The organism is Halobacterium bonnevillei, assembly GCF_009831555.1.
GTDB classification, from domain to species: Archaea; Halobacteriota; Halobacteria; order Halobacteriales; family Halobacteriaceae; genus Halobacterium; species Halobacterium bonnevillei.
Genome location: NZ_WUUU01000035.1, coordinates 1 through 21944, shown reverse-complemented (window position 1 = coordinate 21944; position 21944 = coordinate 1). Strand labels below are relative to the sequence as shown.

The window sequence follows — 21944 nt, the reverse complement described above, 5'->3', positions numbered from 1 at the left end:
CGTCCGCGCGCACTCCCGGCAGCGCGAGTTCGCGGCCGACGACCGCGCCGTCGAGGTGACCGGCAGCCCCGGGAAACTCGCGTCCGCGCTCCGGAAACTCCAGCGCGCTCAGGAACCCGGTGGCCTGCTCGGTGTCCTCTACCGCCGCGAGTCCGACCGGGACGCCCACCGCTGGCTGTCCACGCATCCGGCCTTCGACGAACGCATCGAGCGACTCCGCGAGAACCAACCCCCTGATCGGCATCGCATCGAAGTCGAGTGAGAGTGTGGCTGGCTGGTGAACAGCCACGCGTGCCGGCGCTCCACCGCGAGGGCGACCGAGTTGGGCGGCGGTTCGCCACCCCCTCAGGCACCCTTCCCCCGTACCGGACGCAGCGGACGACGGCCGTCGACCTTGTCCGACCGCGTCCGGAGTATCTCTGAAATCGCAGACCGACGTAATACTATCTGGCGTACACTGTGCACACCATGCACAACATATTTGGTGATGCTGGGCTTCCTCCGTATCGTATCACAGATGCCGGGAGACGACGCTACCCCCCTCGACCAGGTCCGCTTCCTCGCACGCGCCCACTCCCGCGTGGACGTCCTCAAGCACCTCGCGGAGGAGGCGGCCACCCAGCGCGAACTCCGAAGTGAACTGGACGCCTCCCGGACGACCGTCTCGCGGGCGCTGCAGTCGCTGGCCGACGAAGACTGGGTCGCGTCCGAGAACGGCGAGTACCGGCTCACCCCGGTCGGCGACGTCGTCGCCGATGAGTTTACCGGGCTGCTGGAGGCGATGCGCACGGTCGACGAACTCGCCGAATTCCTCCGGTGGTTTCCGGCCGACGTGGACGCACCCGACGTCCAGCACGCACGCGACGTCGAGGTGACGACGCCCACAGACGCCGACCCCTACGCGCCCGCCAGAACGCAGACGGAAATCCTGTACACCGCGGACCGTTTGCGCGTCCTGCTGCCAGCTATCGAACTGGAATCGACGGAGACGCTCGCCGATCAGGTCACCGACCGCGGCCTGGAGGCGGAGTCGGTCGTCACTCAGTCGGTGGAAGCCACGATGGAGTCAGAACGGTTCGCGGACCTGATGCGGCGAGCGGTCGAGACCGGCCGGTCACCCATCTACGTCACGCCAGACGACCTGCCGTTCTACCTCGGCCTTGCGGACGACGATGTCACCCAGATCGGCCTCGCGGACGACGACGGCCTCCCGCGAGCGCTCCTGGAGACCACCGACGAGCACGTCCGCGAGTGGGGTGAGGCCGTCTACGAGGACTACCGCGAGTCCGCCCGCCGCAAACCCCTCGCCGAGTTCTGACTGCTCGCCGCTTGCCGTGCGGCCCCGCTCACGCTGACCGGTCAGTCGTGTTCTGGGCGTTTCGCTCGGCGTACGCCTGAACCACGTCGAACGTCTCCTGATCGTCTTGGAGTATCGCCGACCCGAGTTCTTCCATCCGGTAGTCCGGCAGCTCGTCCTCGCCGACCTCCTCGGGAATTCTGGCGGGAATCAATCGCCACCAGTGCACGCCCTCCAGGCCGGTGTCGGCCGCGACCTCGGTCGCGTACCGGAAGTAGTCGTTGCGCTTCTTCAGCCCGTAGGACTCCCAGTCGAGGTGTTCGCGGCGCGTCACCAGGACGCCGTCGTCGTGCTGGTCGGGGTACGCCATCGGGTACTCTGCGTTGGATTCGACGTCGCTGGCTTCCTCGGCGGTCTCGAGTCGACTCACCAGGACTTCGCCGATGGACTCGCTCAGATACGGCACACCGTACTCCCCGCAGTAGACCGGTTTCCCAACTTCCTCGTACGCCAACGCTACCTTGTGCTCCATGTACCGCCGAGTCAACTCCGGTGACCGAACGCGAACGCTGGTCTCCGGCCTGCCACTGACAGGGTAGTGGTGGAACGAACAGACGTCGATGGCGTCCGCGCGGTGGTCCTGGACGAAGTCGCACCGAACCGTCCACGGCTCGTAGACGTCACCCGTCGCCCCGTGCATCCCGGTGCCGACCAGTTGCTGTGCGCCGAGGGACGTGACGAACGACCCAATGTCCTGGTACCAGAAGTCCAGCGAGTCCCCCACTCGGTCGGGGTGGTGGAACTCCAGTTCGTTCGCGCACTCCCAGACCAGAATCGTCGGCTCGTCGCGGTACTCGACGCCCGTGTACTGGTTCTCCCGCGTCAACAGGTGCTCGATGTATTCCTTGAAGTACTCGTTTGCCTGGTCGTCCTCGATGAAGTCCTTCGTGTACTGGGTGTAGTCGGCCGTATCCGACCACTCGCCGTAGGTGGCGGGGCTCGGCGCGTAGTTCCGGCGCTCGTTCGAGGCGTCAACGTGAACCCCCTGCAGGAGCGGGACGACAAGTCGAACGCCGGCTTCCTTCGCCCGCGCGACGGTGTAGTCGAACACTCCGAACCACTCCTCGTCGAACTCGCCTGGAGCCGCGTGAACCGATCCAGCGGCCGGATCGAACGTCGGCGGGAATCCCCAACACCGGATTACGTTCACGTCTGACGCTCTCGCAACGTCCATCACCTGGTCGACCCACTGCTCACGCAGCGGGTCTATCGTCATCGTGAGTAGGCTCGAGAGACCGTTGTACCGGAACACGTCGCCGTTCAACACGAGGTCCGTCGAATCACGCTCGACGAAGTTGTGAATCCTGTAGTCGCCGGTCAACTCGCCGCCCTCCTGTGCGTCCGCAGTCGTCGGATTCGGCGTCGACTCATCGGTCTCCGTCCGCGTAGCTGACGTGCTGTCGCCGGGTCGGGAACTGTCGCCGGTCAGTTCCGCACACCCGGACAGCGCCCCCGCCAGCCCCACCGCCGCGAGCAGCCGGCGGCGGGACAGTTGCTTGCCAGTCATGCCTCCCGGATTCCGGCGTATCTGTATCAACGTACTGGACGCGCACTGTGCACCCCGTGCACGTCAGCCTCGGAACGCACGCTGCACACGGCGGGCGGGTCACGGACTCGATACCGCCGGCTGGTCGCGTCCTGGGCGCGAAAAAATACTGCAGCGTGAGAGACGTCGCCGACCGTCAGTCGCCGCCGCCGAACATCTCCCGCATCATCGGGTGCATCTCCATCATCTGCTCTTCGGCGATCTCCTCGTAGAGCTTGTAGGTGATGGATATCGTCAGCAGGAGGCCGGTCCCCGTGACGTTCCCGACGGTGCCGAGCATGTTCGCGAGCACGGCGAGCAGTCCGACCAGGGCGCCACCGAGCACGGTGACCTGCGGGATGTACCGCTCCAGTACCTTCTCGATGACCCCGAGGTTCTTCCGGAACCCGGGAATCTGCATCCCCGAGTTCTGGATCTGTTTCGCGGTGGCTTCCGGACCCATGTCCGTCGTCTCCACCCAGAAGATGGCGAAGACGGCGCCGCCGACGATCATGAACGTGAGGTCGACCGCGATGCGGATGCCGATCTGCCACGGTTCGGCGGACGTCCCACCGAGCCACCACATCCACGCCTGGCGGTTGTAGATCGGCGCCAGGTAGTAGAACAGCCCGCCGACCGCGCTCCCGTCCGAGTAGACGCCGAGCCACGCGGGCATCGACGTCATCGAGTTCAGAATCTGCCCCAGGAACTGGATGTTCGCCTGGAGCGCCCGAACGAGAATCATCGGCAGGACGCTCGCGTAGATGAGCTTCACGGGGAAGCGACCACGCGCGCCCTTCACGCGGGCGTGGCTCAGTGGGATCTCCACGCGCACACTCTCCGCGTACACGACTGTCACGTAGATGATGAACGTCGTGATGAGGCCGAGGATGCCGCCCTGTATCAGCAGGAACGACAGCCCGTCCACGGAGAGGATCGGCGGGATGTTCCCGACGTTCCCGAGCGCGAGGTCGATCCAGTTCGGAATGAGGCCCTGCTCGGGGAACTGCCCCTCCCAGAACAGGAACCCGCCCACGAGGCGCTGGCTCACGCCGGCCACGATGAACAGGCCGATACCGGAGCCCACACCCCACTTCGAGATGACTTCGTCCATGAACAACAGGAGGATGCCTCCTGCCGCGATCTGGGCGAACAGTAGGACTTGCACGCTGAACGACCCGCCCAGGCTCGCGGCGAGCTCGGGGCTCGGGCGAAGGAAGTTCCCGAAGAACACCATCGGGATGCCCGTCAGGAACACCATCGCGATGACCAGGACCTTCTGGAGGCCCTGGTAGATGGCCTGGTCACGGGGGTCGTTCGTGTCCAGTCCGAGCAGGTTCGCGCCGCCGAGCAGCTGGAGCACGATGCTACCCGTGACGATGGGGCCGATGCCGAGTTGCAGCACCGTCCCCTGACCGCCGGCGAGTAGACTCCGGAACTGCCCGAAGAGGTCGCTACTTCCGCCAGTGTCCAGCCCCCAGAGGGTGACGTTCGTCAGGAAGAAGTACAGGACGAGCACGCCGAGTGTCCAGTACATCTTCCGGCGGAACGGCACGTGACCCTCCGGCCGCTGGACTGCGGGCATCCGCGTGAGGACCGGTGCGGCAGCCTCCTTCCATCCCATGGGTTACTCCTCGCTGTCCTCGGTTGCGCGCTCGGAGACGACGGCGTCGCCGCCCTCGCTCTCGATGAGTTCGACGGCGCCCGCGGAGAACGCGTCCGCCGTCACTTCGAGCTGTTCGTACACCTGTCCGCCACCGAGCACTTTCACGACGTCGGCCTCCCAGCCGTCCTCGGTGACGTCCCGCGCGTCGACGCGGTAGCCGTACTCCGTCTCCTCGGCGACGCCGTCCTCGGCGAGCAACGCGATGTCCTCGTCGAGCTTCTGGACGGACACCTCGCGGACGTCGCGCTCGGTCTTCTCCGGGCGCTTGAATCCGCTCTTGCCGACGTCCTCGTAGTTGTGTTGTTCGTGTTTCTTGCGGCCCGCGCGTCCGCGCCCGCCTCGATTGCCGGCGCCGCGGCGGTTCTTGTGCGTACCGCCGCCGTGCGTGCGGGAGCCGCGTTGTCGTCGTTTCTTGCTGGTCATGGTTAGCGCATGTCGGTGAGGAGATCGTCGATCTCCTCTGTGCTGTGGTTGCCGAGTTCGCCGCCGTCGCTGACCGGCTGCTTGATGCCGTCGTGGCCGCCACGCGGCGGATGCAGCCGAAGGGCGGGCGCGAGCCCGGCCTTCCGGAGGGTCGTCTCCTCGTCGAGGAGCGCGCCCGCCAGGTCGTCGACGTCGTCGTAGTCGGTGTTCTCGGCGACCCACTTGTCGTCGACGTCCGCCGAACCCGTCTCCGGTTCGCCGCGGGCCTCGAGGAGGCTCGCGAGCACGCCCCGGCTCGGCTCGCCGAACGCAACGTAGTCGTTGACCTTCGCGACCATCCCCTCGTATGTTTCGGTTTCGGGGACGAGCGCGCAGTGGTTGACGCTGTGGATGTTCAGCATCTCGAACGTGTCCTCGACGTCCGCGCTGATGTTGACTTCGCCGCGGATCTTCACGACCGCCAGCATCACTCGATCACCTCACGCTGTTCGTGGGCGTGCTGGGGGACGCGGGCTTCCGCGGTCTTCCGGAGCGCGTTGAACGTCGCCTTCGCGAAGTTCACGGTCGTCCGGGTCTTCCCCGAGGAACGCGTCCACGCGTCCTCGATGCCCGCCAGTTCCAGCACGTGGCGGACCGTCTCGCCGCCCGCGAGGCCGAGGCCGCGCGGCGCGGGGATCAGTTCGACTTCGACGCTCCCGGCCTGGCCGGTGGTCTTGAGCGCGACGGTGTGGGGTCGCCCACAGCCGCACTCCCAGGACCCACAGCCGCGGGAGACGTCGATGATGTTCAGTTTCGCGACCTCGATCGCCTTCTGGATGGCGCCGCCGACCTGGTCGTCGCGACCTTCGGCGTAGCCGACGTAGCCGTCGCGGTTACCGATGACGACAACGCAGCGGAACTTCACGCGGCGACCGGAGTCGGTCATGCGCTGGACCATGTTGATGTCCAGCACTTCGTCGTCGAGCCCCGGAAGGAGGTTATCGACGATCTCCGGCTCCTTCAGCGGCAGCCCGCTGTTCAGCGCCGCGTTCATGTCCTCGATTTCGCCGTCCTTGACGAGGCGACCCAGGCGCGTCTTCGGTTCCCAGGTTTCGTTGTAGCTCATTCGTTGTCCTCCAAGATGGCCTCCCGTACCTCGTCGAAGTGTTCGGGAAGCTCCGTAGCGTCGAACTCCCCGCTGTACAGCGGGTCGTCGAGCGATTCTGCGTACTCGGCGATGTGTTCGCCGCGCGTCCGCGACCACTCCGCGAGCACGGAGTCGTTGTGGGGAACGTCCAGGCCGGCGTCGATGGCGCCCTCCTGGATCGCGAACACTTTCGAACCCGGGGTCGCGGAGTTCAGGCCGATGTCGAGGACGGCCTCGTCCGCGTCCGCGTTCTTCCCGCGCGTTCCGGCCAGCAGTCCCGTCAGGTACGCGGCCGGGAGGTTGCCCGTGGGGGCGTCCCAGCCGTACTCCTCGAGGTCGCTGGAGTGCGCGCTCGCAATCGTTTCGTCACCGTTCGGGCCCGTAACGACCAGCTGCGCCGTGACGTGCTTGTTGCTCTTCCGAGCAACGAGCCGAGGTTTCCCTGACTTCAGGAGGCGCAACCTCTGGTGGTAGTCGGTCCGGACCTCGCGGCGCCGTCGCATCGGCACGTTGTAGCGTGGTCCTGTCGCCATTAGTTTTCACCGTAGTTTTCCGCGATGTACTTCTTCAAGCGACGGACGCTGTCGAACTCGCCACCGTTGGCTTTGTTGTAGAGCTCGCGGTACTGGCTGGGCGTCAGCTCGCCCTCGTCCCGGAGCTCCTTCAGCGTGCGTCGCTGCGCGCGGATGCGTCCCATGTAGGCTTCCTTCTCGTTCTCGCGAGCGCCAGCCGTGCCCTTTCGGGAGCCGGCGCCCTTCTGGTGGCCGTAGGACCGCTTCGCGTCGCGCTCTCGTGCGCGACCGCGCGAGTTTCCTTGCTTCGTCTCTGCCTGAATCGTGCCCTCGTCGACGAGCTCGCGGATGTCTTCTCGCGTGATCGCGTCCGCGATCTCGGACTGGGCGTCGGGGTCGAACCAGACGCGTCCCTTCCCGACGTCGAGGACGTCGGCGGCGAGCCGTCGCTGTGCTGTCAGGTCGCTCATTCGTCACCCTCCACTTCGACTTCGACGTAGGTCGGGTTCAGAACGCGGATGCCCGCTTCTTCGGCCTGCTCCTCGATGCGTTCGCGCTTGCGTGCGCCAACCTTCGAGGCGATGCGGGCGGCTTCCGTGTCCGGGTCGATGCCGTCGAGGTCGTCCGTGTTGTGCACGCGGACTTCCTCGAAACCGCTGGGGTGTTTGCCGCGGATGGCCTCCGGCGTCCGGAACCCAGCCTCGACTGTGTCGCCTTTCCCCTTGACGCCGCGGCGCTGCTTCGAGAGCTGGCCGCGGGGGCGCCGCCACGACGACGGCGTCCGCTTCTTCTTGTGGTAGTCCTGGCGGTTGAACTGCGGCTTGCCGACGCGGCGCCGCTCGTTCAGGAGCCGCTGTTCCTCGTCGCTGAGGTCCGGCGTCTTCTCCGTGAGGCCGCGGGGACGGAGCTCCGTCTCCACTTCCTCCTCGGCTTCCGCCTCCTCGGGCTCGGCTTCCTCGACTTCGGCCTCGGTCTCCGCTTCGACCTCGAGGCCGCCGACGTCGGCTTTGATGCGCGCTGCGAGCGCGTTGCCGACGCCGTCGATCTCCGCGAGTTCGCCCTGGCTCGCTGCCTGGACGTCCTCGACGGTCTCGTAGCCGGCTGCTTCGAGCGCCTCGGCCTTCGACGGGCCGACGCCCGAGATGTCTACCAGTTCCTCCGGCGTGTCAGATTCTTCGTCTGCCATCTATCAGGCACCTCCTTTCGCGGGTTTCTCGACGATGTACACGCCGTCCTGGAACACGCGCGTGTCCTTGTCGGTGACGCGCGTGAGCTGTTCGATGTCGGCCGCCGTCTGGCCGACGTCCTCGATACTCGGGCCGTTGAGAGTCACTTCCTCGCCGTCGACGGCGACTTCGGTGTCGCCGCGGATGGGCGTGCGTCGCGGGGCCTTCTCCCCGAGGAAGTTCTGGATGACGACCTCGTCGCCCTCGACTTCCACCTGCATCGGGAAGTGAGAGTAGTGGACCTGGAGTCGGTACTCCCAGCCCTCGGTGACGCCGTGGACCATGTTCTCCACGTGGCTCTCGAACGTACCGACCGTCGAGAGCGTCTTCGCGTCGTCGGCGTCGCTCTCGACGACAACGACGTCGTCCTCGGTGGAGACGCTGATGTCGGGATACCAGAGCCGTCGCGTGACGGACCCTTCGGGCCCTTCGACGGTGAGGTCGAGGTGGTCGACCTCCGCCGTCACTTCGTCCGGAATTTCGATTTCCACTCGTGCCATTGTTAGTATACGTACGCTATCACTTGGCCACCGATGCCCGCCTCGCGGGCCTCGTAGTGGCTCATGATGCCGTGACTCGTCGTGACGACGAGCGAGCCGTAGTCTCGAGCGGGGAGGTAGCGTTTCTCCCACTTCTCGTAGCCGTCGGCACCCACGGAATACCGCGGGTTCACGGGGCCACACTCGTTGATGGCACCTTTCAGTTCGATCTCGAACTTGCCGGCCTTGCCGTCGTCGACGAACTCGAAGCCGTCGATGTACCCGCGGTCGTAGAAGACCTCGAGGACGGAGCCGACCATGTTCGAGGCGGGCTCTACTGTGTGTTCCAGATGCCCGACGCTCTCGGCGTTGTCGAGGCCGGAAAGCGCGTCGGACAGGGGGTCGTTCGCAGTCATTGTTAGCTGTACTTCTTGAAGCCCATCGAACGGGCAATCTCGCGGAAGCACTGTCGACACAGCCAGATGTCGTACTTGCCGACGAGGCCCTGCTTGCGGCCGCAGCGCCGGCACTCGTGTGTCTGGCCTGTCCGTTCGACTTCTTCCGTCTCGCTCATTCGTTGACCTCCACGTCGAAGTTAGATTCGAGGAACGCAACCGCGTCCTCGGGGTCGAGTCGGTGGTTCGACGGGATCTGACGGGACGCCTTGTCGCGCTTCGCGACGCGGTAGCCCGGACGCACGAGGTTGACCGTGACGTCCAGCCCGTAAATCCCGATGTTCGGGTCGTACTCCTGGCTCGGGAAGTCCGTGTGCTCCTGAATCCCGAAGCTCACGTTCCCGGTGTCGTCGAACTGCTGCTGGCTGAGGTTCGTCGCCGGGAGCGCGCGCTCGAGGAACTCGAACGCGTCCTCACCCCGCAGCGTGACCTTCGCGCCGATCGGGTCGCCCTCGCGGATGCCGAACTCGGGTTCGGTCCGCTTGGCGGTCGTCCGCACCGTGTCCTGCCCGGTGATCTCGTGGAGGATGTCCTCCGCGTTCTGGAGGTCGACCCCACCCTGGCCGACGCCCATGTGGACGACGACCTTCTCGATGCGCGGCTCGCGCATCTCGTGGAAGTCGGCTTCAGCCTCACTCATTCGGCATCACCCGGGAGTTCGGTGTCTTCGGCGACGAAGTTCTCGTCGATGACGACGACGTACTCTTCGACCGTCTCGAAGCCGCCGTCGGCTGTGTCGACGTGAACCGTGTTCTGTGCGCTGCCAGGCTGGACGTCGATCTCCTCGATACGGCCGATGTCGCCGGCGTGCTGGCCGGCGACGGCCGTGACGAGCGCGCCCTCCTCGTATTCGAAGTGGGCGACGACGTCGCTGGTCTCGTTGTCGATGACGACGGAGTCGTTCCCGCTGTAGACGTCGTCCTCGACGACGATGTTGCCGCCGTCGTGGAAGTTCAGCTGGACGCGTCCGCCCGAGACAGTCGTCTTGTCCGTTACTTTGCTGAGTTTGCTGTCCGCGTCGGCTGCCGCGATCGGCGTGAGGCCGAGGCGGCCGCCTTCGTCGGGGAACACGCGGTAGTGTTCGTCGCGCTCGGGGAACGCCAGGATGTCGAACATCCCGATGGGGCGGTTGACGTCGCCGACCGAGTCACCGTTCACGAGCACGCCGTCAGTGTTGATGGCGTACTGTGCTTCGCTGGAGTCGTCGACGTACCCCAGGACGTCCCGGAGCACGACGACGAGCGGAACCCCGCTCTCGCCGTGCGGCCCAGCACCGGCCTTCGCGGTGAACGTCTCCGTCTTCCGCTCGACAGGCCAGGACTTCGGTACCGAGAGTCGCTTCTGGTGGTTCGTCATTCGTTGTCACCCTCGAGTCGCTCGGTGCGCACGTCGTCTTCGAGGTTCAGGTCAGTGACGCGGAGGTTGCTGGCGTCGAGGGGCTTCGGTAGCTCCTCGCCGTCAGCCTTCTCCACGACGACGTCCTCGACGCGGACCGTCTCCGACCGCAGGTCCACGTCGACGACTTCGCCTTCCTCGCCCGCGTCGTCGCCGCGCATCACTTCGACAGTGTCGCCGACGTTCACGCGGACGTGACGCTGGTCGTACTCCTCGCGGAGGTCGTCCGACAGCGTCGAGCGAACCTGGTCCTGTCGCTCGTGCAGCGACGCGTTGGCCGAGCTGTTTCGCTGTTTGCGTGGTTGTTCGCTCATGTTATACAATCATCGTCGCGGTACTCGCGATGGTACCGTACCGTTCCGCCACTTCGCGCGAAATCGGGCCCTTGATCTCGGTCCCGCGAGGCTCGCCCAGGTCGTCGATGATGACCGCGGCGTTGTCCTCGAACTTCACGCGCGTGCCGTCCGGGCGGCGAATGGGCTTTCGCTGACGCACGACGACGGCCTCCAGTACCTGGCGGCGCATCTCCGGCGTGCCCTTCGTCACCGAGACGGTGACGGTGTCGCCCAGCCCGGCTTTCGGGTGGCGGTTCTTCGTTCCTTGATAGCCCTTTACGCTCGTGATCTTGAGCTCGCGGGCGCCAGTGTTGTCGGCGCACGTGATGAGCGAGCCCTTCTCGAGACCCTGCGTGACGTCTGCCTTGATGGCTTCCATCAGGCGTCACCTCCGTCGGTGACTTCGACGACCACGTGGGATTTCGTCTTCGAGAGCGGTCGGGTTTCTGCGATGCGAACCATGTCGCCGACGTCGATGTCGAAGCACTCCGGCGCGTGCGCCGGCACTCGGGACCGCCGTTTCATGTAGCGGTCGTACTTCGGCACGAATACGTCGTATTCGCGCTCGACGACGATGGTTTTGTCCATGTCGGTAGAAGCCACTTCACCTTCGAGAACCTGGCCGCGCACGGAGAGTTCTCCGTGGAACGGACAGTCCTCGTGAGAGCACGTGCCTTCCGGTTCTGTTACGTTCAGTCCTATCGCCATTTCGAATCAACTCCGTTCTCGGAGCGAGTAGCGGGTCGTGAGAGCAACGCGACCCCATCCACCGTAACGTAGGCCACGCCCTCGCCAGTGGTTTGGCTCTCGCCACCTGCAGGTTGGGACGCGGTCCCGGTGTCCTTCGCGGACACCGCAGCTTCATCTGTGAGTCGGAACTCGAATGTCGTTCCTCGCTTCGGAATCTGCTTGACGCCCGAGACGTCACTGTCGCTGTCGGAGCCGCCTCGGCCGGTGTCCAGCACGAGCGTCCGCATCGTCTCGCGGACGACCTCGCCCTCGATACCGACTCGAGACGGGTCCGTCGACTCGACGACCCGCACGTGCAGGCCGACGAGTTCGTGTCGCGGCAGCGTCTCGGGCGTCACTGTCATTAGTCGCTCTCAGTCTCCGCTTCGTCGAGGTCGCCTTCCTCTCGCTGAATCGTCTTGATTCGAGCGACGGTGCGACCCAGTTCGCTGATGCGGCCCGGGTTCTCCGGAGCCCCACCGGCCGCCTTCACTGCCTTCGCGTTCAGCAGCTCCGTCTCGATCTCTTCGAGTTCTGCGTCGCGCTCTGCCGGGGTCATGTCCCGGATCTCTTCGGGGTGCAGAATCGCCATTATTCCTCACCCTCCTCGGCGTCGTCCTCGTCCTCGGTAGACTCGGCTTCCTCCTCGGATTCGTCCGTCGCTTCCATCTCCTCGAGGAGTTCCTCGGCGGTCTCCTCGGCCTCGGACTCCAGTTCGTCGAAGTCCTCGGGCTCGACGTCCTCGGCTTCCGCCTCGACGTCCGCGGCGAGCTCGTCGAGGTCCTCCTCGACGTCCGCCTCGGGGGCGTCCGGCGGCGAGGTCGACGAGGCGCCTTCTTCGGCCTCGACTTCCGCTTCGACGATCTCCTCGACGGCCTCCTCGGCCGCTCGGCGGCGTCCTCGCTGCCGGCTCGCCCTCGGGGGCGGCGCCTTCGGCGCCTTCGCCTTCGCCCTCGAGGAGCTCCTCGAGCTCCTCGCCGGCTTCCTCCTCGTCGACGACGAGGTCCTCGATGTCCGCGCCCTCGTGGATCTCGAAGTCGTCGGGGAGCTTCGCGTTCGGCGGGATGATCTTCACGCTCACGCCGATGGTGCCGAGCTTCATCACGGCGACACCCTTGCCGTGGTCGACGATCTCCTCCGCCGGTTCGCCGTTGTGCTTGATGTAGCCGCGGTTGAACTTCTCGACGCGGCCGCGGTTGCCGGTGACCTTCCCGCTCAGGACGATCTCGGCGCCGAGTGCGCCGGCTTCCATGATGCGGTCGATGGTCGTGTGTCCGGCCTTCCGGAAGTACCAGCCGCGCTCGAGCGCGTTCGCGAGGCGGTCCGCGACGATCTGTGCGTTCAGGTCGGGTTCGTCGACCTCCTGCACGTCGATCTGCGGGTCCTCGATGTCGAAGCGCTCCTCGAGCTGCGTCGTGATCTTCCGGATGTTCTTCCCGCCCTTGCCGATGACCATCCCGGGCTTCTCGGCCTTGAGGACGATCTGCATGCCCATCGGCGTCGGTGCGAGCTCCATGCCGCCGTAGCCGGCGCGAGCCAGCTCGTCGGCGAAGAACTCGTCGATCTGGGAGCGCTGGAGGCCCTGCTCGATGAACTGCATCTCGTCGGCCATTACGCGCTCACCTCCTCGGCGTCGGGCTCGCTGACGACGAGTTCGACGTCGCAGAGCGTCGTGTTCCAGGGGTCGGCTTTCCCCATCGCGCGGGGCTTCCGGCCGACGCTCTCGTCGACCTTGTGCGGGGCGACGTGGCTGATGACCATCGCTTCGGCGTCGAAGCCCTGCTGGTCGGCGTTGTTCGCCACGTTGTCGAGGAGTTTCAGGAAGTCCTTCGAGGCCTTCTCCGGGTACCGTCCGGCGTCCCAGCCCTCGATGTCGTTCCGGTGGCCGACGCCGCTGTTGTGCTGCTTGAACGGCACCGACCGCTCCTCGTTGATGACGGCGTCGAGGTACGCTCGCGCCTCGGCGACCGTCATGCCCTTGATCTGTCGGGCGATGGCTTTGCTGTGCTTCAGGCTGATGGACCGCTCCCGGAGCATCGCTCTCGCGGTGGTCTCGGGGTCGGTGTCCACGCTGTAGCTGATTCCCATGGTTATTTGAGCGGCACGAACTTCGAGGAACGGGTCGCGCCGATGCCCGCCTGCCCGTGTTCGACCGACGTCCGGGTCAGCTGGAACTCGCCGAGGTAGTGCCCGAGCATCTCGGGCTCGATCTCGACGCGTTCGAACTCCTGTCCGGTGTACACCGCGAACGTCAGCCCGACGAACTCCGGCAGCACCGGCATGTCGCGCAGGTGCGTCCGGATCGGGTCGTTTGCCGTCTCCTCGGACGTCGATTCGCGGGCTTCCTCGAGCACCTTCAGGTGTTCGTCGGACAGCCCACGGGTGATGGTTCGCCGCTGGCGAGCGGGGAGCAGTTCCGCGACTTCCTCCAGGCTCATGTCCTGCAGCTCGTCGAGGTCGTGGCCGCGGTAGGTGAACTCACCCTCGCGACCGGTTCGGAATTCGGTACTCATTGTTACTTGTTCCCTCCACGGCCGGTGCGCTTGGAGGCGATGTCGCCGACCTTCCGGCCGGGCGACGCGTTGCGGGAGACGCTCTTCGGACGACCGGGGTGCTGGCGGCCGCCGCCACCGAACGGGTGGTCGACGGCGTTCATCGCGACACCACGGACGATCGGCCACTTCCCGCCGCGGGTCTTCATCTTGTGGTGCTTGTTCCCGGCCTTCACGAACGGCTTGTCCGTGCGACCGCCACCGGCGACGACGCCGATGGTGGCCCGGCAGTCCGGGGACAGGCGCTTCACTTCGCCGCTCGGCAGCTGCACGACGGCGGCGTCTCGCTCGTGCGTGACGAGGTCGGCGTTGACCCCGCTCGCGCGTGCGAACTTCCCACCGTCGCCCGGCTGACTCTCGACGTTACAGACCGGCACGCCCTCCGGGATCTCGGAGAGCGGGAGCGTGTTGCCCTCCTCGATTTCGGCGGAGATGCCGACTTCGAGGGTGTCGCCGACGGCGACACCCTCGCTGGCGAGCACGAGGCGCTGGTCGCCGTCCTCGAACTGGACGTTCGCGACCGGCGCGCTGCGCGCGGGGTCGTGTTCGATGTCGACGACCTCGCCCGAGAGCACGTCGGTGTCCTCGGTCTTTCGGTGCGACAGTTCGGCGTTGTATCGGTGCGACGGCGCGCGGAACGTCGGCGTCCCGCGACCACGTCGCTGCCCTTGAATTCTGCGTCCCATTGTCAGAACACCCCGATGCGGGATGCGACGTCCTGCGCGTCGTCATCCTCGGAGAGTTTCACGGTCGCCTTCTTCTGGGCCTCCGGGGTCACCTGCGTGTTCACGTCGGTGACGGTGACGTCGTACTGTTCCTCGACGGCGTCCCGAATCTCGGGCTTCGCGGCGTCGACGTCGACGATGAACTGGAGCTTGTTCTGGAAGTCCATCTCGTCCATCGCCTTCTCTGTGACCAGCGGGTAGTCGATGATACCGCTCATCGGTCGGCCACCTCCTCGACGGCGCTCTCCGTCCAGACCGTCAAGCGACCCGGCTCCGTGCCGGGCGCGAGGTCTTCGGCGTTCACTTCGCGGCCGGTCGCGACGTCGACGCCAGCGAGGTTCCGCGCCGCCTTCGACGGCCCGGTGTCGCTGGACGTCACGAACAGGATCGAGGACGGCTCCTGGTACTTGCGTCCGCGGAGCGTCCCCTGGCCTGCTCGCACGTTCCGACCGTCGTCTGCGCGCTCGACGTCAGCGTGGACGCCGACCGCGTCCAGGAACTCCACGACGGCCTGGGTCTTCACGAGGTCCTCGAAGTCGTCGCTGACGACGAGCGGGAGTTCGACGTCGTCGTCGAACTCGTGGCCGCGCTCCGCGACCCGGTCGCTGTCCGTGGTCGCCGCGATGGCGCTCCGGACGGCGGCCTTCCGCTCCTTGTCGTTGACGTCGAGGCCGTGGTCTTTCTCGGCTTTCGGCGGGTGCGCTTTCCGACCGCCGACGGTCTGCGGGACGCGCGCGCCACGGCCTTCCGTCTTCGGGACGTGAGCCATGCCGCGTCCGCTACCGTGGGACTCAGCGGAGGTGCGCAGGCCCGCGTACTCGTCGGAGCCGTACTCCTGTGTTCGGTTTGCCTGCGCGGCGAGGACTGCACGCTTGATGAGGTCTGCGCGGACGGGTTCCGTGAACACGTCCGGCAGGTCCAGCGTGCCTGCGTCGTCGCCGTTCAGGTCTCGTACAGTTGCCTGCATAGTTAGCCTTGGTTAGATGCGGTGCTCACGTAGCGCACCTCGGGATCGAGGCGCGGCGATTCGCTCGGCCGGACGGCCGGGCGGAACCGCACGAGGCGCTGCTCGGGACCGGGCACCGACCCCTTCACGAGCGTGTACGGGCCGTCGACTTCGCCGTAGTTCGGGAAGCCGCCGACCGCGTTCACGTCGTCGCCCTCACCGAAGTCGATGAGGCGCTTGTTGAGTTCGGTGCGCTGATGGTAGCCCGTCTGGCCCAGCTGGGGAACCGTCGAGCGAACGCGGCTCGGGTTCCACGGGCCGAGGTTACCGATGCGGCGCCGCCAGCCCTGGCGAGCGTGCTTGCCCTTCCGCTTCTGCACGCCCCAGCGCTTGACGGGGCCCTGCGTCCCTTTGCCCTTCGTCACGCCGGCGACGTCAGTGAATTCGCCGGCCCGGAAGACGTCGCCGAACTCGTGTTCGCCGCCGTCGTCGATGAGTTCCGCGGCGAAGTCGACGCGGTCCTCGAGGGAGCCGCCGCCGACCCGCGTCTCCATGACGTCGGGCTGCTTCTTCGGGACGCTCGTGAGGTCGCCGGGGACCGTGTGCGTGATGACACGGACGTCGGCGATGTCCTCGGATTCGAGCGCTTCGGTCAGTGCGTCTGTATCTCCTCCGTCCTCGGGGACGGAGAGTGCGCGGTCGAGTTCCTCGTGGGTGTCGTCGGCCCAGACTTCCGTGAGCGGCTTCTTGCCGTACGGCGTGTCCTCGTAGAGGCGGACGGCCGCCGCCCGCATGGGCGGCGTTTCGACGACGGTCACGGGCACGGTCGTCTCCATGCCTTCCGTCGGCGCGTTCGCCTTGTCGTCGACGAGGACGACGTGAGTCATTCCGGCCTTGTAGCCGGCAAAGCCCTGCAGGCCGACTTGACCGTCGTCTGCGGGCCACGAGTTAAAGCGAGGCGTCTCGCTGTCCGCGCGCTTGCGGGGACTGAACCCCATCGAGCCTTTTCGTGGTCGGTTTGGCTGTGGCATCGTATCACTCCGTGAGCGTCAGGCAGCCGAGTGCGGCGAACATCGCTTCTTCGGTTCGCACGACCTCGCTACCCTGCTGAGGGATGGTGTTGAGCCAGGCGTCGAATCGCGCGGGTGCGTCGGCGTCGGGGTCGGCGACTGCCTCGCTGACCTCGTCTTCGGTGAGTCCGAGCATCGGCGGAAGCCCACGTTCGGGGGCACCGAAGGCGACGGTCAGTCCGCCCCGGGCGGCGCGTTCGACGTACCCCCCGAGGGAAGCCGCTGAAAGCGGCGTCCCGTGGCGGGAGGTGGCGATGCGAACGCCCGCGTCGGGCCGGTCGAGAGCGTCACCGAGGGCCGTGCGTTCGACCGAGAACCCCGGAAGGGGTTCGTCGACCAGCTTCGCACGGACCGGTCGTCGCGAAGAGACCCTGATGGTCACGCGCTCTCCCTCCTCGACCTCCATCCCGGGAGGTGTCTGGAGCGAGATTGGGTGTTGCATTCCGCAATTGACCCGTACGCGCCCTTCAGATCCGACCTGGGTCACGATTCCCTGTCGTAACGACCCAGACCCGCTCGAGTCTGAGCCGGTCCATGACGAGAGACGGAGCGGCGGCAGGACACCGGCGTACTCCAGTTCGTCGCGCGTGTCGAAGGCCTCCTTTCGGAGGTATGGTGGCGTCGCGGCGTACCGCAACACCGTTTCGACGAACCCGCCGCCCCAGCGCCGTTCGCCGTCTTCGTCCGGGAAGACGGTGAGGCGCTGTGCCCGGAAGACCGCCGCCGCGCGGGCGACGTAACCGAGTTTGCGAGTTGCCTCGCGTTTGTCCTCGGCTTCCCGGACGATAGACGACGGCACGAGTACGCTGAGTGTCATGCCGTGTCGCGTCCGTGTCTCGTCACGAGACTGTAGGATAGATACCGACGCCTTACCTAAAAGGATGGCGTTTCGATTGCGGCCGTGTGAGGCCGTTTCACCCGTATCTATCGCCCGATTAGCGTGCGAGAGGTTATCACTCTCGAGGGGTGGGGCTGGCTCGCATTCTCGTCTGCAAAGAACGGATTTATATACAACCCTGCCGTTGTTTCGAATGCGAACGAAGGCAAGCGCGCTGGTAGTGTAGTGGTATCACGTGACCTTGCCATGGTCACAACCGGGGTTCAAATCCCCGCCAGCGCACTTCTACTGCAACAACGATTACGAGAGACCTCCGTGTCTCTCGCGTCGTCGCAGGTGTGTGCGTTGGGATTTGGAACCTGCGAGTCGCAGCCCCGGAATGGCCGAGCGCTGCGAGGCGCGAAGCGCCTCGGAATGAGCGAACTGCGAAGCCGTGAGCGAAGCGAGGACGCAGGCCCGGAACGTCTTGGCTCGTTCAAATTCCCGCCAGACTCTACGAGTCTGGCGACGTCGCGCTCGCACAGCTCGCGGGACCCCCGCCAGCGCACTCCAAACAGTAGCGTGGGGACGAACGACGCAGAAGATTGTGGCGCGTCAGGCGCGTTCTCGGAGCGTAGCTACAACGGCAACGCCGACGGCGACGAGCGCGATGCCGAACGCGATGGGGTTGCTGGTGCCGTCGCTGAACCGCCAGCCGAAGACAGTGTAGCCGATGAGGGCGACGGCGGCGACGAGCACGGCAATCCACGTGAAGCGGCCTGAACGTCCTGGCATACGTGTCAATGGATGGTCCGAGCACTTTAACGGTGGTACCGCGTTGCACGCGTTGCGATACCTACGTATCACTTTCTATACTTTAATTCTCTTCACTGGACGGGCGTCGGGGGTCGTCGTGGAAACGCCGATTACTGGGTTACTGGGCGGAGTAGCGCAGTTCGTGTGTGGTTGGTAACCACAGTCTCGATGGTTATATGTCTGATTAGGTTAATAGTGTACTGTCCCCAATGAGCCGCCTGTCGAAGTCCGCGGTCATCCGGCGATACTACCTCTACCGGGCGACCGCTCGACCGAACTTCCACTACCCCGTCTATACGCTGTTCCTGCTGTTCAACGGCCTCAGCCTCCCCCAGATCGGTCTCATCGCGACCATCCAGTCCATCGTCGTGGTGGGTGGCGAGATCCCGACTGGCTACGTCGGCGACCGCATCGGTCGTCGGAACAGCCTCGCAGTCGGGGGGTTCCTGATGCTCGTCTCGAACGCCAGCTACCTCGTCGCCACCGACTTCGTCGGGTTCACGTTCACGTTCGTGATGCTGTCGTTCGGCGGCACGTTCCTCTCAGGCAGCGGCAGCGCGTGGCTCTACGACACCCTCAAAGAGCACGAAATGGAGGACGACTTCACGTACGTCTCCGGGCGCTCGCGCGCGCTCTCCCGCTGGGTGCAGGTCGTCACCATCCCGATCGGCGGCCTGCTGTACTCCGTCAACCACTTCTACCCGTTCTACGCGGGCGTCGCCGCCGCCGCGCTCAGCCTCGTGTTCGTGCTCCGCCTCCCGAAGAACCGGATGTACGACGAGAACGTGAGCGCCGAGGAACTCGACGAGGACGAGGACGACGAACAGCTCACCATCGTGGACGCGCTCCCCGTCATCCGGGACCAGCTGCGCGCGCCGAGCCTCCGGTGGTTCGTCGTCTACATCGCGCTCATCGCGGGCGCCATCTTCACGATGGACATGTGGATCCAGCCGATCGCCCAGGAGTCCCTGGCGGCGTCGTTCGGTCCGACCCTCGAGTCGTGGGGGCTGACCGAGGGCGTCATCCTCGGCCTGCTGTACTCGGCGTTCACGCTCATCGGCGCGGTCGCGAGCGACTACGCGAGCAACCTCGAGGACTTCCTCGGCGTCCGGAAGGCGATGCTGCTCATCCCGGGCTTCATCGCGCTGTCGTACGTGTTCGCCGGGTTCTGGCCGATTCTGGCGTTCCCGATGTTCTTCGTGATGAAGGGCGGCGGCGCGCTCACCGGCCCCATCCAGAACCACTACATCAACGACCAGGTGCAGTCCGTCGGCCGCGCGACGCTGCTGTCGTCGGTGAACATGCTCCGGCAGGTCGCCGGCATTCCGTTCCGCGTCGGGAGCGGCATCCTCGCGGGGATGTACACGAGCATCAAGGCCGTCGCCATCCTCGGCGCCATCTTCCTCGTGGGGTCGGCGCTCCTGTGGGTGTTCCGCGCGCCGATCAGCGCGGACTACGAGCGCTCCGGCGGGTCCTCGCCGTCGCCCGCGGAGTCCGCCGCCGAGGACTGACTCCGTAGCCTCGCGACCGGCGACGGAGCCAAGTGCGACGCCGGGCAACAGTTCCCCATGACCGTCATCGCGCTCCTGAGCGTCGCGCCCGTCACCGAGGACAGCATGGCCGCCGACGTCGCGGACGCCGTCGCCGCACTCGACGACTTTGACGTCACGTACGAGACGAACCCGATGGGAACGGTCGTGGAGGCAGATGACATCGACACGCTACTGGACGCCGTCGCCGCAGCCCACAAGGCCGTGGACGCCGACCGGGTGAGCACGTTCCTGAAAGTCGACGACAAGCGCGCCAGCGACGAACCCGCCAGCGAGAAAGTCGACGCCGTCGAACGGGAACTCGGCCGGGAGGCTCGGTCGGGCTTCGAGTGAGGAGCAGCGTCGATCCCTGTCGGGCGGACCGACCCGCTCCCGCTCGGCCCCCAATCTGCAATCAGCGCCAGTCCGGACAGCGGGCCGAGATCTGCGGCGCCGTGGCCGTCTGCTGGCTGATTCTAGCCGCGTTGTCGAGGCGCGCTTCGAGTCCGGCTGTCGTCTCTCGCCGTCACTCGACGACGCGGAGGCGTCCCACCGCGTCGACCACCACCTCGCATCCCTGGTAGGAGAACGTGATGCGGACGTCAGCGCCTTCGACGAGAAGCGTGTGCAACTGTTCGGGGTCGATGGTCCGGGCGAGCGGCGGCAGGGACACCGCGTCGGTGTCGAGGACGGTGGCGACCGCCGTCGGTATCGCGACGCCCGCGCTCGGCCCGTCCGTCACCCGCCAGTCGAAGATCGCGGACCCGTTGCGGCGTTCGACGAAATCCAGCCCGTCCAGGGACGTGTCATGCATGCCGAGCATTGTCAGGAGAAGCCTCCCGCTGGTGGCCGACGTCCTCGGTGTCGAGTACCGGAACCACGACGTCGCCGTTCACGTCCACGATGCCGGTCTGTTCGAGTTTCGGAACGTGGACGTGGTGGACCATGCTCACGGCCTCCGTCTCGGTGTGCGCGTCTCTGGCGTCAGCCAGCGCGGAGCCGAGTTGCGAGATGGTAGACGGGCCGTCGTCGAGTTCGTCGAGCAGGACGCGACGTTCGGGGTTCGCCAACACTGCGAGCAGGTCGTCAGGATTCACTCCCATACCGACGTCATGGCGAGCGGGAAAAAGGGGTTTCTGGCGGATTTCCCGAAAGGGTGTCGGCGTCGGTGGCGCGGTCAACGCAGCCGTTCGCGCACGGCGACGTCGAGGCGCGCCACCACGGCGTTCCCGTCGCGTTCGCGGTCGAGCACGTCCGCGTCGGCGAGCCGCGAGAGGTGCTCGGAGACGGTGCTCTCCGACCGGTCGAGCGCCTCGGCGACAGCGTTCACCGTCGCGGGCTCCGTCTGCTCGACCGCGTGCAACACTTCGGCAGTCGTGGGGTCTGCCACGGCCGCGTGGACCGCACGGTGGTCCTCGTTCGTGGACACTGGGTAGAGCCGCTTCTTGCCCAGTCGGTGTTCGCTCTCCACGAATCCGTCGCGTTCGAGGACGCGCACGTGGTACCGGGCGGTCGACGTTTCCACGTTCGCTCGCGCGGCCGCTCGAGCGAAGTGGATGCCCGGTGCGGCTTCCACGACGTCGTAGAGCGCCGCGCGTGCGTCGCTCTCGAAGCCGTCCCGTCCACGGGGCGCGTTCGCTGCCGGACTGCTGGCGGTGGAACTCGCTGGTGCAGCCACCACGCCCGCCATCTGGCCGTCGTCGCGGTCTGTCGGCGCGGGCCGCATCGACGGCGTCGCGGCGAGTGCCAGGGCGAGCACGAGCGCGAGACACACGGCGAGTCGCTCGCGGCGCATGGCGACAGGCTGTCCGCCTCCCGGGCCCTTGAACCACTCGCTACCTGACAGCCGTCGGACCACACTACGCCACCCCGTGTGCGATACAATCGTCGTACTTCGCTGCGCGTTCCGGTCAAATCGCCTTACTCCACTCGGGCCCACCGAACACCGGGCGTCCCGCACCCCCGCAGGGGTCCGGTTCGTCCCGCCGCCGTTCCACCGACTGAGAAACCTCTTGTGTCGGGGCGCCGAATCCGCCGACATGGACAGTCTCAACCGGATGGCGCTGGAGCTCGCCGACGAGGCCCTCGAGTTCACAGAGGAACTCGACATCGGCGCGTTCGAGCTGGACAACGGCGCGACGGTCATCGACTTCGGCGTCGAGCACCGCGGCGGACTCGAGGCCGGCCTGCTGCTCGCGGAACTCCAGACCGCGGGCCTGGCGACGGTGCAGACCCGCGTGGACGACGTCGCCGCGCGACGT

At 66.2% G+C, this 21944-nt stretch carries 34 protein-coding genes, 1 tRNA gene and 1 pseudogene; 6 read left to right on the top strand and 30 right to left on the bottom strand.

Annotated elements, in window-relative coordinates:
* Together GRX66_RS06640 and GRX66_RS06635 are read left to right on the top strand one after the other, a co-directional pair.
* On the top strand, positions 1 to 262 hold a 262-nt coding region (locus GRX66_RS06640), incomplete at its 5' end, for a M48 family metallopeptidase (RefSeq protein WP_159525847.1).
* A gap of 225 nt (positions 263 to 487) precedes the next feature.
* The gene (locus tag GRX66_RS06635; protein WP_159525846.1) at positions 488 to 1318 is read left to right on the top strand and encodes a helix-turn-helix transcriptional regulator; all 831 of its coding nucleotides are present in this window, start codon (positions 488 to 490) and stop codon (positions 1316 to 1318) included.
* Positions 1319 to 1346: 28 nt separating this feature from the next.
* Here the strand turns inward: GRX66_RS06635 and GRX66_RS06630 are convergent, their stop codons facing one another.
* From GRX66_RS06630 to GRX66_RS06505, 26 genes and pseudogenes are all read right to left on the bottom strand, one after another.
* Positions 1347 to 2864, bottom strand: coding sequence for a cellulase family glycosylhydrolase (locus tag GRX66_RS06630; RefSeq protein ID WP_159525845.1), 1518 nt, complete (start codon positions 2862 to 2864; stop codon positions 1347 to 1349).
* Positions 2865 to 3039: 175 nt separating this feature from the next.
* Positions 3040 to 4506, bottom strand: coding sequence for a preprotein translocase subunit SecY (gene secY, locus GRX66_RS06625; RefSeq protein ID WP_159525844.1), 1467 nt, complete (start codon positions 4504 to 4506; stop codon positions 3040 to 3042).
* Between the two features lie 3 nt (positions 4507 to 4509).
* Positions 4510 to 4971 carry an uL15m family ribosomal protein gene (locus GRX66_RS06620; RefSeq protein WP_159525843.1) on the bottom strand — a complete coding sequence of 154 codons (462 nt, stop codon included), beginning with the start codon at positions 4969 to 4971 and terminating at the stop codon, positions 4510 to 4512.
* A gap of 2 nt (positions 4972 to 4973) precedes the next feature.
* Positions 4974 to 5438 (bottom strand): 50S ribosomal protein L30, encoded by a 465-nt coding sequence (rpmD, locus tag GRX66_RS06615; RefSeq protein WP_159525842.1) that lies wholly within the window; start codon positions 5436 to 5438, stop codon positions 4974 to 4976.
* Positions 5438 to 6076, bottom strand: coding sequence for a 30S ribosomal protein S5 (locus tag GRX66_RS06610; RefSeq protein WP_159525841.1), 639 nt, complete (start codon positions 6074 to 6076; stop codon positions 5438 to 5440). Before GRX66_RS06610 ends, rpmD begins: the two co-directional genes overlap by 1 nt.
* A complete protein-coding gene (locus tag GRX66_RS06605) occupies positions 6073 to 6630 on the bottom strand; it encodes a 50S ribosomal protein L18 (protein WP_159525840.1) in 558 nt (185 codons plus the stop codon). Before GRX66_RS06605 ends, GRX66_RS06610 begins: the two co-directional genes overlap by 4 nt.
* A complete protein-coding gene (locus GRX66_RS06600) occupies positions 6630 to 7079 on the bottom strand; it encodes a 50S ribosomal protein L19e (RefSeq protein ID WP_159525839.1) in 450 nt (149 codons plus the stop codon). The genes GRX66_RS06605 and GRX66_RS06600 overlap by 1 nt, the downstream gene beginning before the upstream one ends.
* Positions 7076 to 7795 carry a 50S ribosomal protein L32e gene (locus GRX66_RS06595; protein ID WP_159525838.1) on the bottom strand — a complete coding sequence of 240 codons (720 nt, stop codon included), beginning with the start codon at positions 7793 to 7795 and terminating at the stop codon, positions 7076 to 7078. The genes GRX66_RS06600 and GRX66_RS06595 overlap by 4 nt, the downstream gene beginning before the upstream one ends.
* 3 nt (positions 7796 to 7798) lie before the next feature.
* Positions 7799 to 8335 carry a 50S ribosomal protein L6 gene (locus GRX66_RS06590; protein WP_159525837.1) on the bottom strand — a complete coding sequence of 179 codons (537 nt, stop codon included), beginning with the start codon at positions 8333 to 8335 and terminating at the stop codon, positions 7799 to 7801.
* A 2-nt stretch (positions 8336 to 8337) separates the two neighbouring features.
* The gene (locus tag GRX66_RS06585; protein ID WP_159525836.1) at positions 8338 to 8730 is read right to left on the bottom strand and encodes a 30S ribosomal protein S8; all 393 of its coding nucleotides are present in this window, start codon (positions 8728 to 8730) and stop codon (positions 8338 to 8340) included.
* Between the two features lie 2 nt (positions 8731 to 8732).
* Positions 8733 to 8888 (bottom strand): 30S ribosomal protein S14, encoded by a 156-nt coding sequence (locus GRX66_RS06580; RefSeq protein ID WP_159525835.1) that lies wholly within the window; start codon positions 8886 to 8888, stop codon positions 8733 to 8735.
* Positions 8885 to 9409 (bottom strand): 50S ribosomal protein L5, encoded by a 525-nt coding sequence (locus GRX66_RS06575; protein ID WP_159525834.1) that lies wholly within the window; start codon positions 9407 to 9409, stop codon positions 8885 to 8887. The genes GRX66_RS06580 and GRX66_RS06575 overlap by 4 nt, the downstream gene beginning before the upstream one ends.
* Positions 9406 to 10125 (bottom strand): 30S ribosomal protein S4e, encoded by a 720-nt coding sequence (locus tag GRX66_RS06570; protein ID WP_159525833.1) that lies wholly within the window; start codon positions 10123 to 10125, stop codon positions 9406 to 9408. Before GRX66_RS06570 ends, GRX66_RS06575 begins: the two co-directional genes overlap by 4 nt.
* Complete coding sequence (rplX, locus tag GRX66_RS06565) at positions 10122 to 10478, bottom strand: 50S ribosomal protein L24 (RefSeq protein WP_159525832.1); 357 nt, start codon at positions 10476 to 10478, stop codon at positions 10122 to 10124. Before rplX ends, GRX66_RS06570 begins: the two co-directional genes overlap by 4 nt.
* A gap of 1 nt (position 10479) precedes the next feature.
* Complete coding sequence (locus GRX66_RS06560) at positions 10480 to 10878, bottom strand: 50S ribosomal protein L14 (RefSeq protein WP_159525831.1); 399 nt, start codon at positions 10876 to 10878, stop codon at positions 10480 to 10482.
* On the bottom strand, positions 10878 to 11207 hold the full coding sequence (locus GRX66_RS06555; RefSeq protein ID WP_159525830.1) for a 30S ribosomal protein S17: 330 nt from the start codon (positions 11205 to 11207) through the stop codon (positions 10878 to 10880). Before GRX66_RS06555 ends, GRX66_RS06560 begins: the two co-directional genes overlap by 1 nt.
* Positions 11198 to 11593: a ribonuclease P protein component 1 gene (locus tag GRX66_RS06550; RefSeq protein ID WP_159525829.1), complete on the bottom strand. Its 396-nt coding sequence runs from the start codon at positions 11591 to 11593 to the stop codon at positions 11198 to 11200. The genes GRX66_RS06555 and GRX66_RS06550 overlap by 10 nt, the downstream gene beginning before the upstream one ends.
* The gene (gene rpmC, locus GRX66_RS06545) at positions 11593 to 11820 is read right to left on the bottom strand and encodes a 50S ribosomal protein L29 (protein WP_159525828.1); all 228 of its coding nucleotides are present in this window, start codon (positions 11818 to 11820) and stop codon (positions 11593 to 11595) included. The genes GRX66_RS06550 and rpmC overlap by 1 nt, the downstream gene beginning before the upstream one ends.
* Positions 11820 to 12840: pseudogene (locus GRX66_RS06540) on the bottom strand (30S ribosomal protein S3). The gene rpmC and the pseudogene GRX66_RS06540 overlap by 1 nt, the downstream one beginning before the upstream one ends.
* Positions 12840 to 13316, bottom strand: a complete 477-nt coding sequence (locus GRX66_RS06535) for a 50S ribosomal protein L22 (RefSeq protein WP_159525827.1) — start codon at positions 13314 to 13316, stop codon at positions 12840 to 12842. Before GRX66_RS06535 ends, GRX66_RS06540 begins: the two are co-directional and overlap by 1 nt.
* Positions 13317 to 13318: 2 nt before the next feature.
* The gene (locus GRX66_RS06530) at positions 13319 to 13741 is read right to left on the bottom strand and encodes a 30S ribosomal protein S19 (RefSeq protein ID WP_159525826.1); all 423 of its coding nucleotides are present in this window, start codon (positions 13739 to 13741) and stop codon (positions 13319 to 13321) included.
* A 2-nt stretch (positions 13742 to 13743) separates the two neighbouring features.
* Positions 13744 to 14466 (bottom strand): 50S ribosomal protein L2, encoded by a 723-nt coding sequence (locus tag GRX66_RS06525; protein WP_159525825.1) that lies wholly within the window; start codon positions 14464 to 14466, stop codon positions 13744 to 13746.
* A 2-nt stretch (positions 14467 to 14468) separates the two neighbouring features.
* Positions 14469 to 14723 carry a 50S ribosomal protein L23 gene (locus tag GRX66_RS06520; protein WP_159525824.1) on the bottom strand — a complete coding sequence of 85 codons (255 nt, stop codon included), beginning with the start codon at positions 14721 to 14723 and terminating at the stop codon, positions 14469 to 14471.
* Entirely contained in the window at positions 14720 to 15472 is a 753-nt protein-coding gene (gene rpl4p, locus GRX66_RS06515) for a 50S ribosomal protein L4 (protein ID WP_159525823.1), read from the bottom strand. The genes GRX66_RS06520 and rpl4p overlap by 4 nt, the downstream gene beginning before the upstream one ends.
* A gap of 2 nt (positions 15473 to 15474) precedes the next feature.
* Entirely contained in the window at positions 15475 to 16482 is a 1008-nt protein-coding gene (locus GRX66_RS06510; RefSeq protein WP_159525822.1) for a 50S ribosomal protein L3, read from the bottom strand.
* A 4-nt stretch (positions 16483 to 16486) separates the two neighbouring features.
* Positions 16487 to 17338: a putative RNA uridine N3 methyltransferase gene (locus GRX66_RS06505; RefSeq protein ID WP_159525821.1), complete on the bottom strand. Its 852-nt coding sequence runs from the start codon at positions 17336 to 17338 to the stop codon at positions 16487 to 16489.
* A 232-nt stretch (positions 17339 to 17570) separates the two neighbouring features.
* Here GRX66_RS06505 and GRX66_RS06500 point away from each other — a divergent pair.
* Positions 17571 to 17641: transfer RNA gene (locus GRX66_RS06500), tRNA-Gly, on the top strand.
* Between the two features lie 312 nt (positions 17642 to 17953).
* Here GRX66_RS06500 and GRX66_RS06495 read toward each other — a convergent pair.
* Positions 17954 to 18133 (bottom strand): hypothetical protein, encoded by a 180-nt coding sequence (locus GRX66_RS06495; protein WP_159525820.1) that lies wholly within the window; start codon positions 18131 to 18133, stop codon positions 17954 to 17956.
* Between the two features lie 230 nt (positions 18134 to 18363).
* Here GRX66_RS06495 and GRX66_RS06490 point away from each other — a divergent pair, with 230 nt between their 5' ends.
* A complete protein-coding gene (locus GRX66_RS06490; protein WP_159525819.1) occupies positions 18364 to 19665 on the top strand; it encodes an MFS transporter in 1302 nt (433 codons plus the stop codon).
* 57 nt (positions 19666 to 19722) lie between these two features.
* Positions 19723 to 20037 (top strand): MTH1187 family thiamine-binding protein, encoded by a 315-nt coding sequence (locus tag GRX66_RS06485; protein ID WP_159525818.1) that lies wholly within the window; start codon positions 19723 to 19725, stop codon positions 20035 to 20037.
* A gap of 172 nt (positions 20038 to 20209) precedes the next feature.
* On the opposite strand, the gene GRX66_RS06480 is transcribed toward GRX66_RS06485, so the two are convergent.
* The 3 genes from GRX66_RS06480 to GRX66_RS06470 form a co-directional block, all read right to left on the bottom strand.
* Entirely contained in the window at positions 20210 to 20506 is a 297-nt protein-coding gene (locus GRX66_RS06480; protein WP_201292945.1) for a HalOD1 output domain-containing protein, read from the bottom strand.
* Positions 20490 to 20786 (bottom strand): DUF7344 domain-containing protein, encoded by a 297-nt coding sequence (locus tag GRX66_RS06475; RefSeq protein WP_159525817.1) that lies wholly within the window; start codon positions 20784 to 20786, stop codon positions 20490 to 20492. The genes GRX66_RS06480 and GRX66_RS06475 overlap by 17 nt, the downstream gene beginning before the upstream one ends.
* 74 nt (positions 20787 to 20860) lie before the next feature.
* The gene (locus GRX66_RS06470) at positions 20861 to 21478 is read right to left on the bottom strand and encodes a winged helix-turn-helix transcriptional regulator (protein WP_159525816.1); all 618 of its coding nucleotides are present in this window, start codon (positions 21476 to 21478) and stop codon (positions 20861 to 20863) included.
* A gap of 244 nt (positions 21479 to 21722) precedes the next feature.
* On the opposite strand from GRX66_RS06470, the gene GRX66_RS06465 reads away from it, so the two are divergent.
* The coding region (locus tag GRX66_RS06465) for a methenyltetrahydromethanopterin cyclohydrolase (protein WP_325063986.1) at positions 21723 to 21944 on the top strand (222 nt) is incomplete at its 3' end.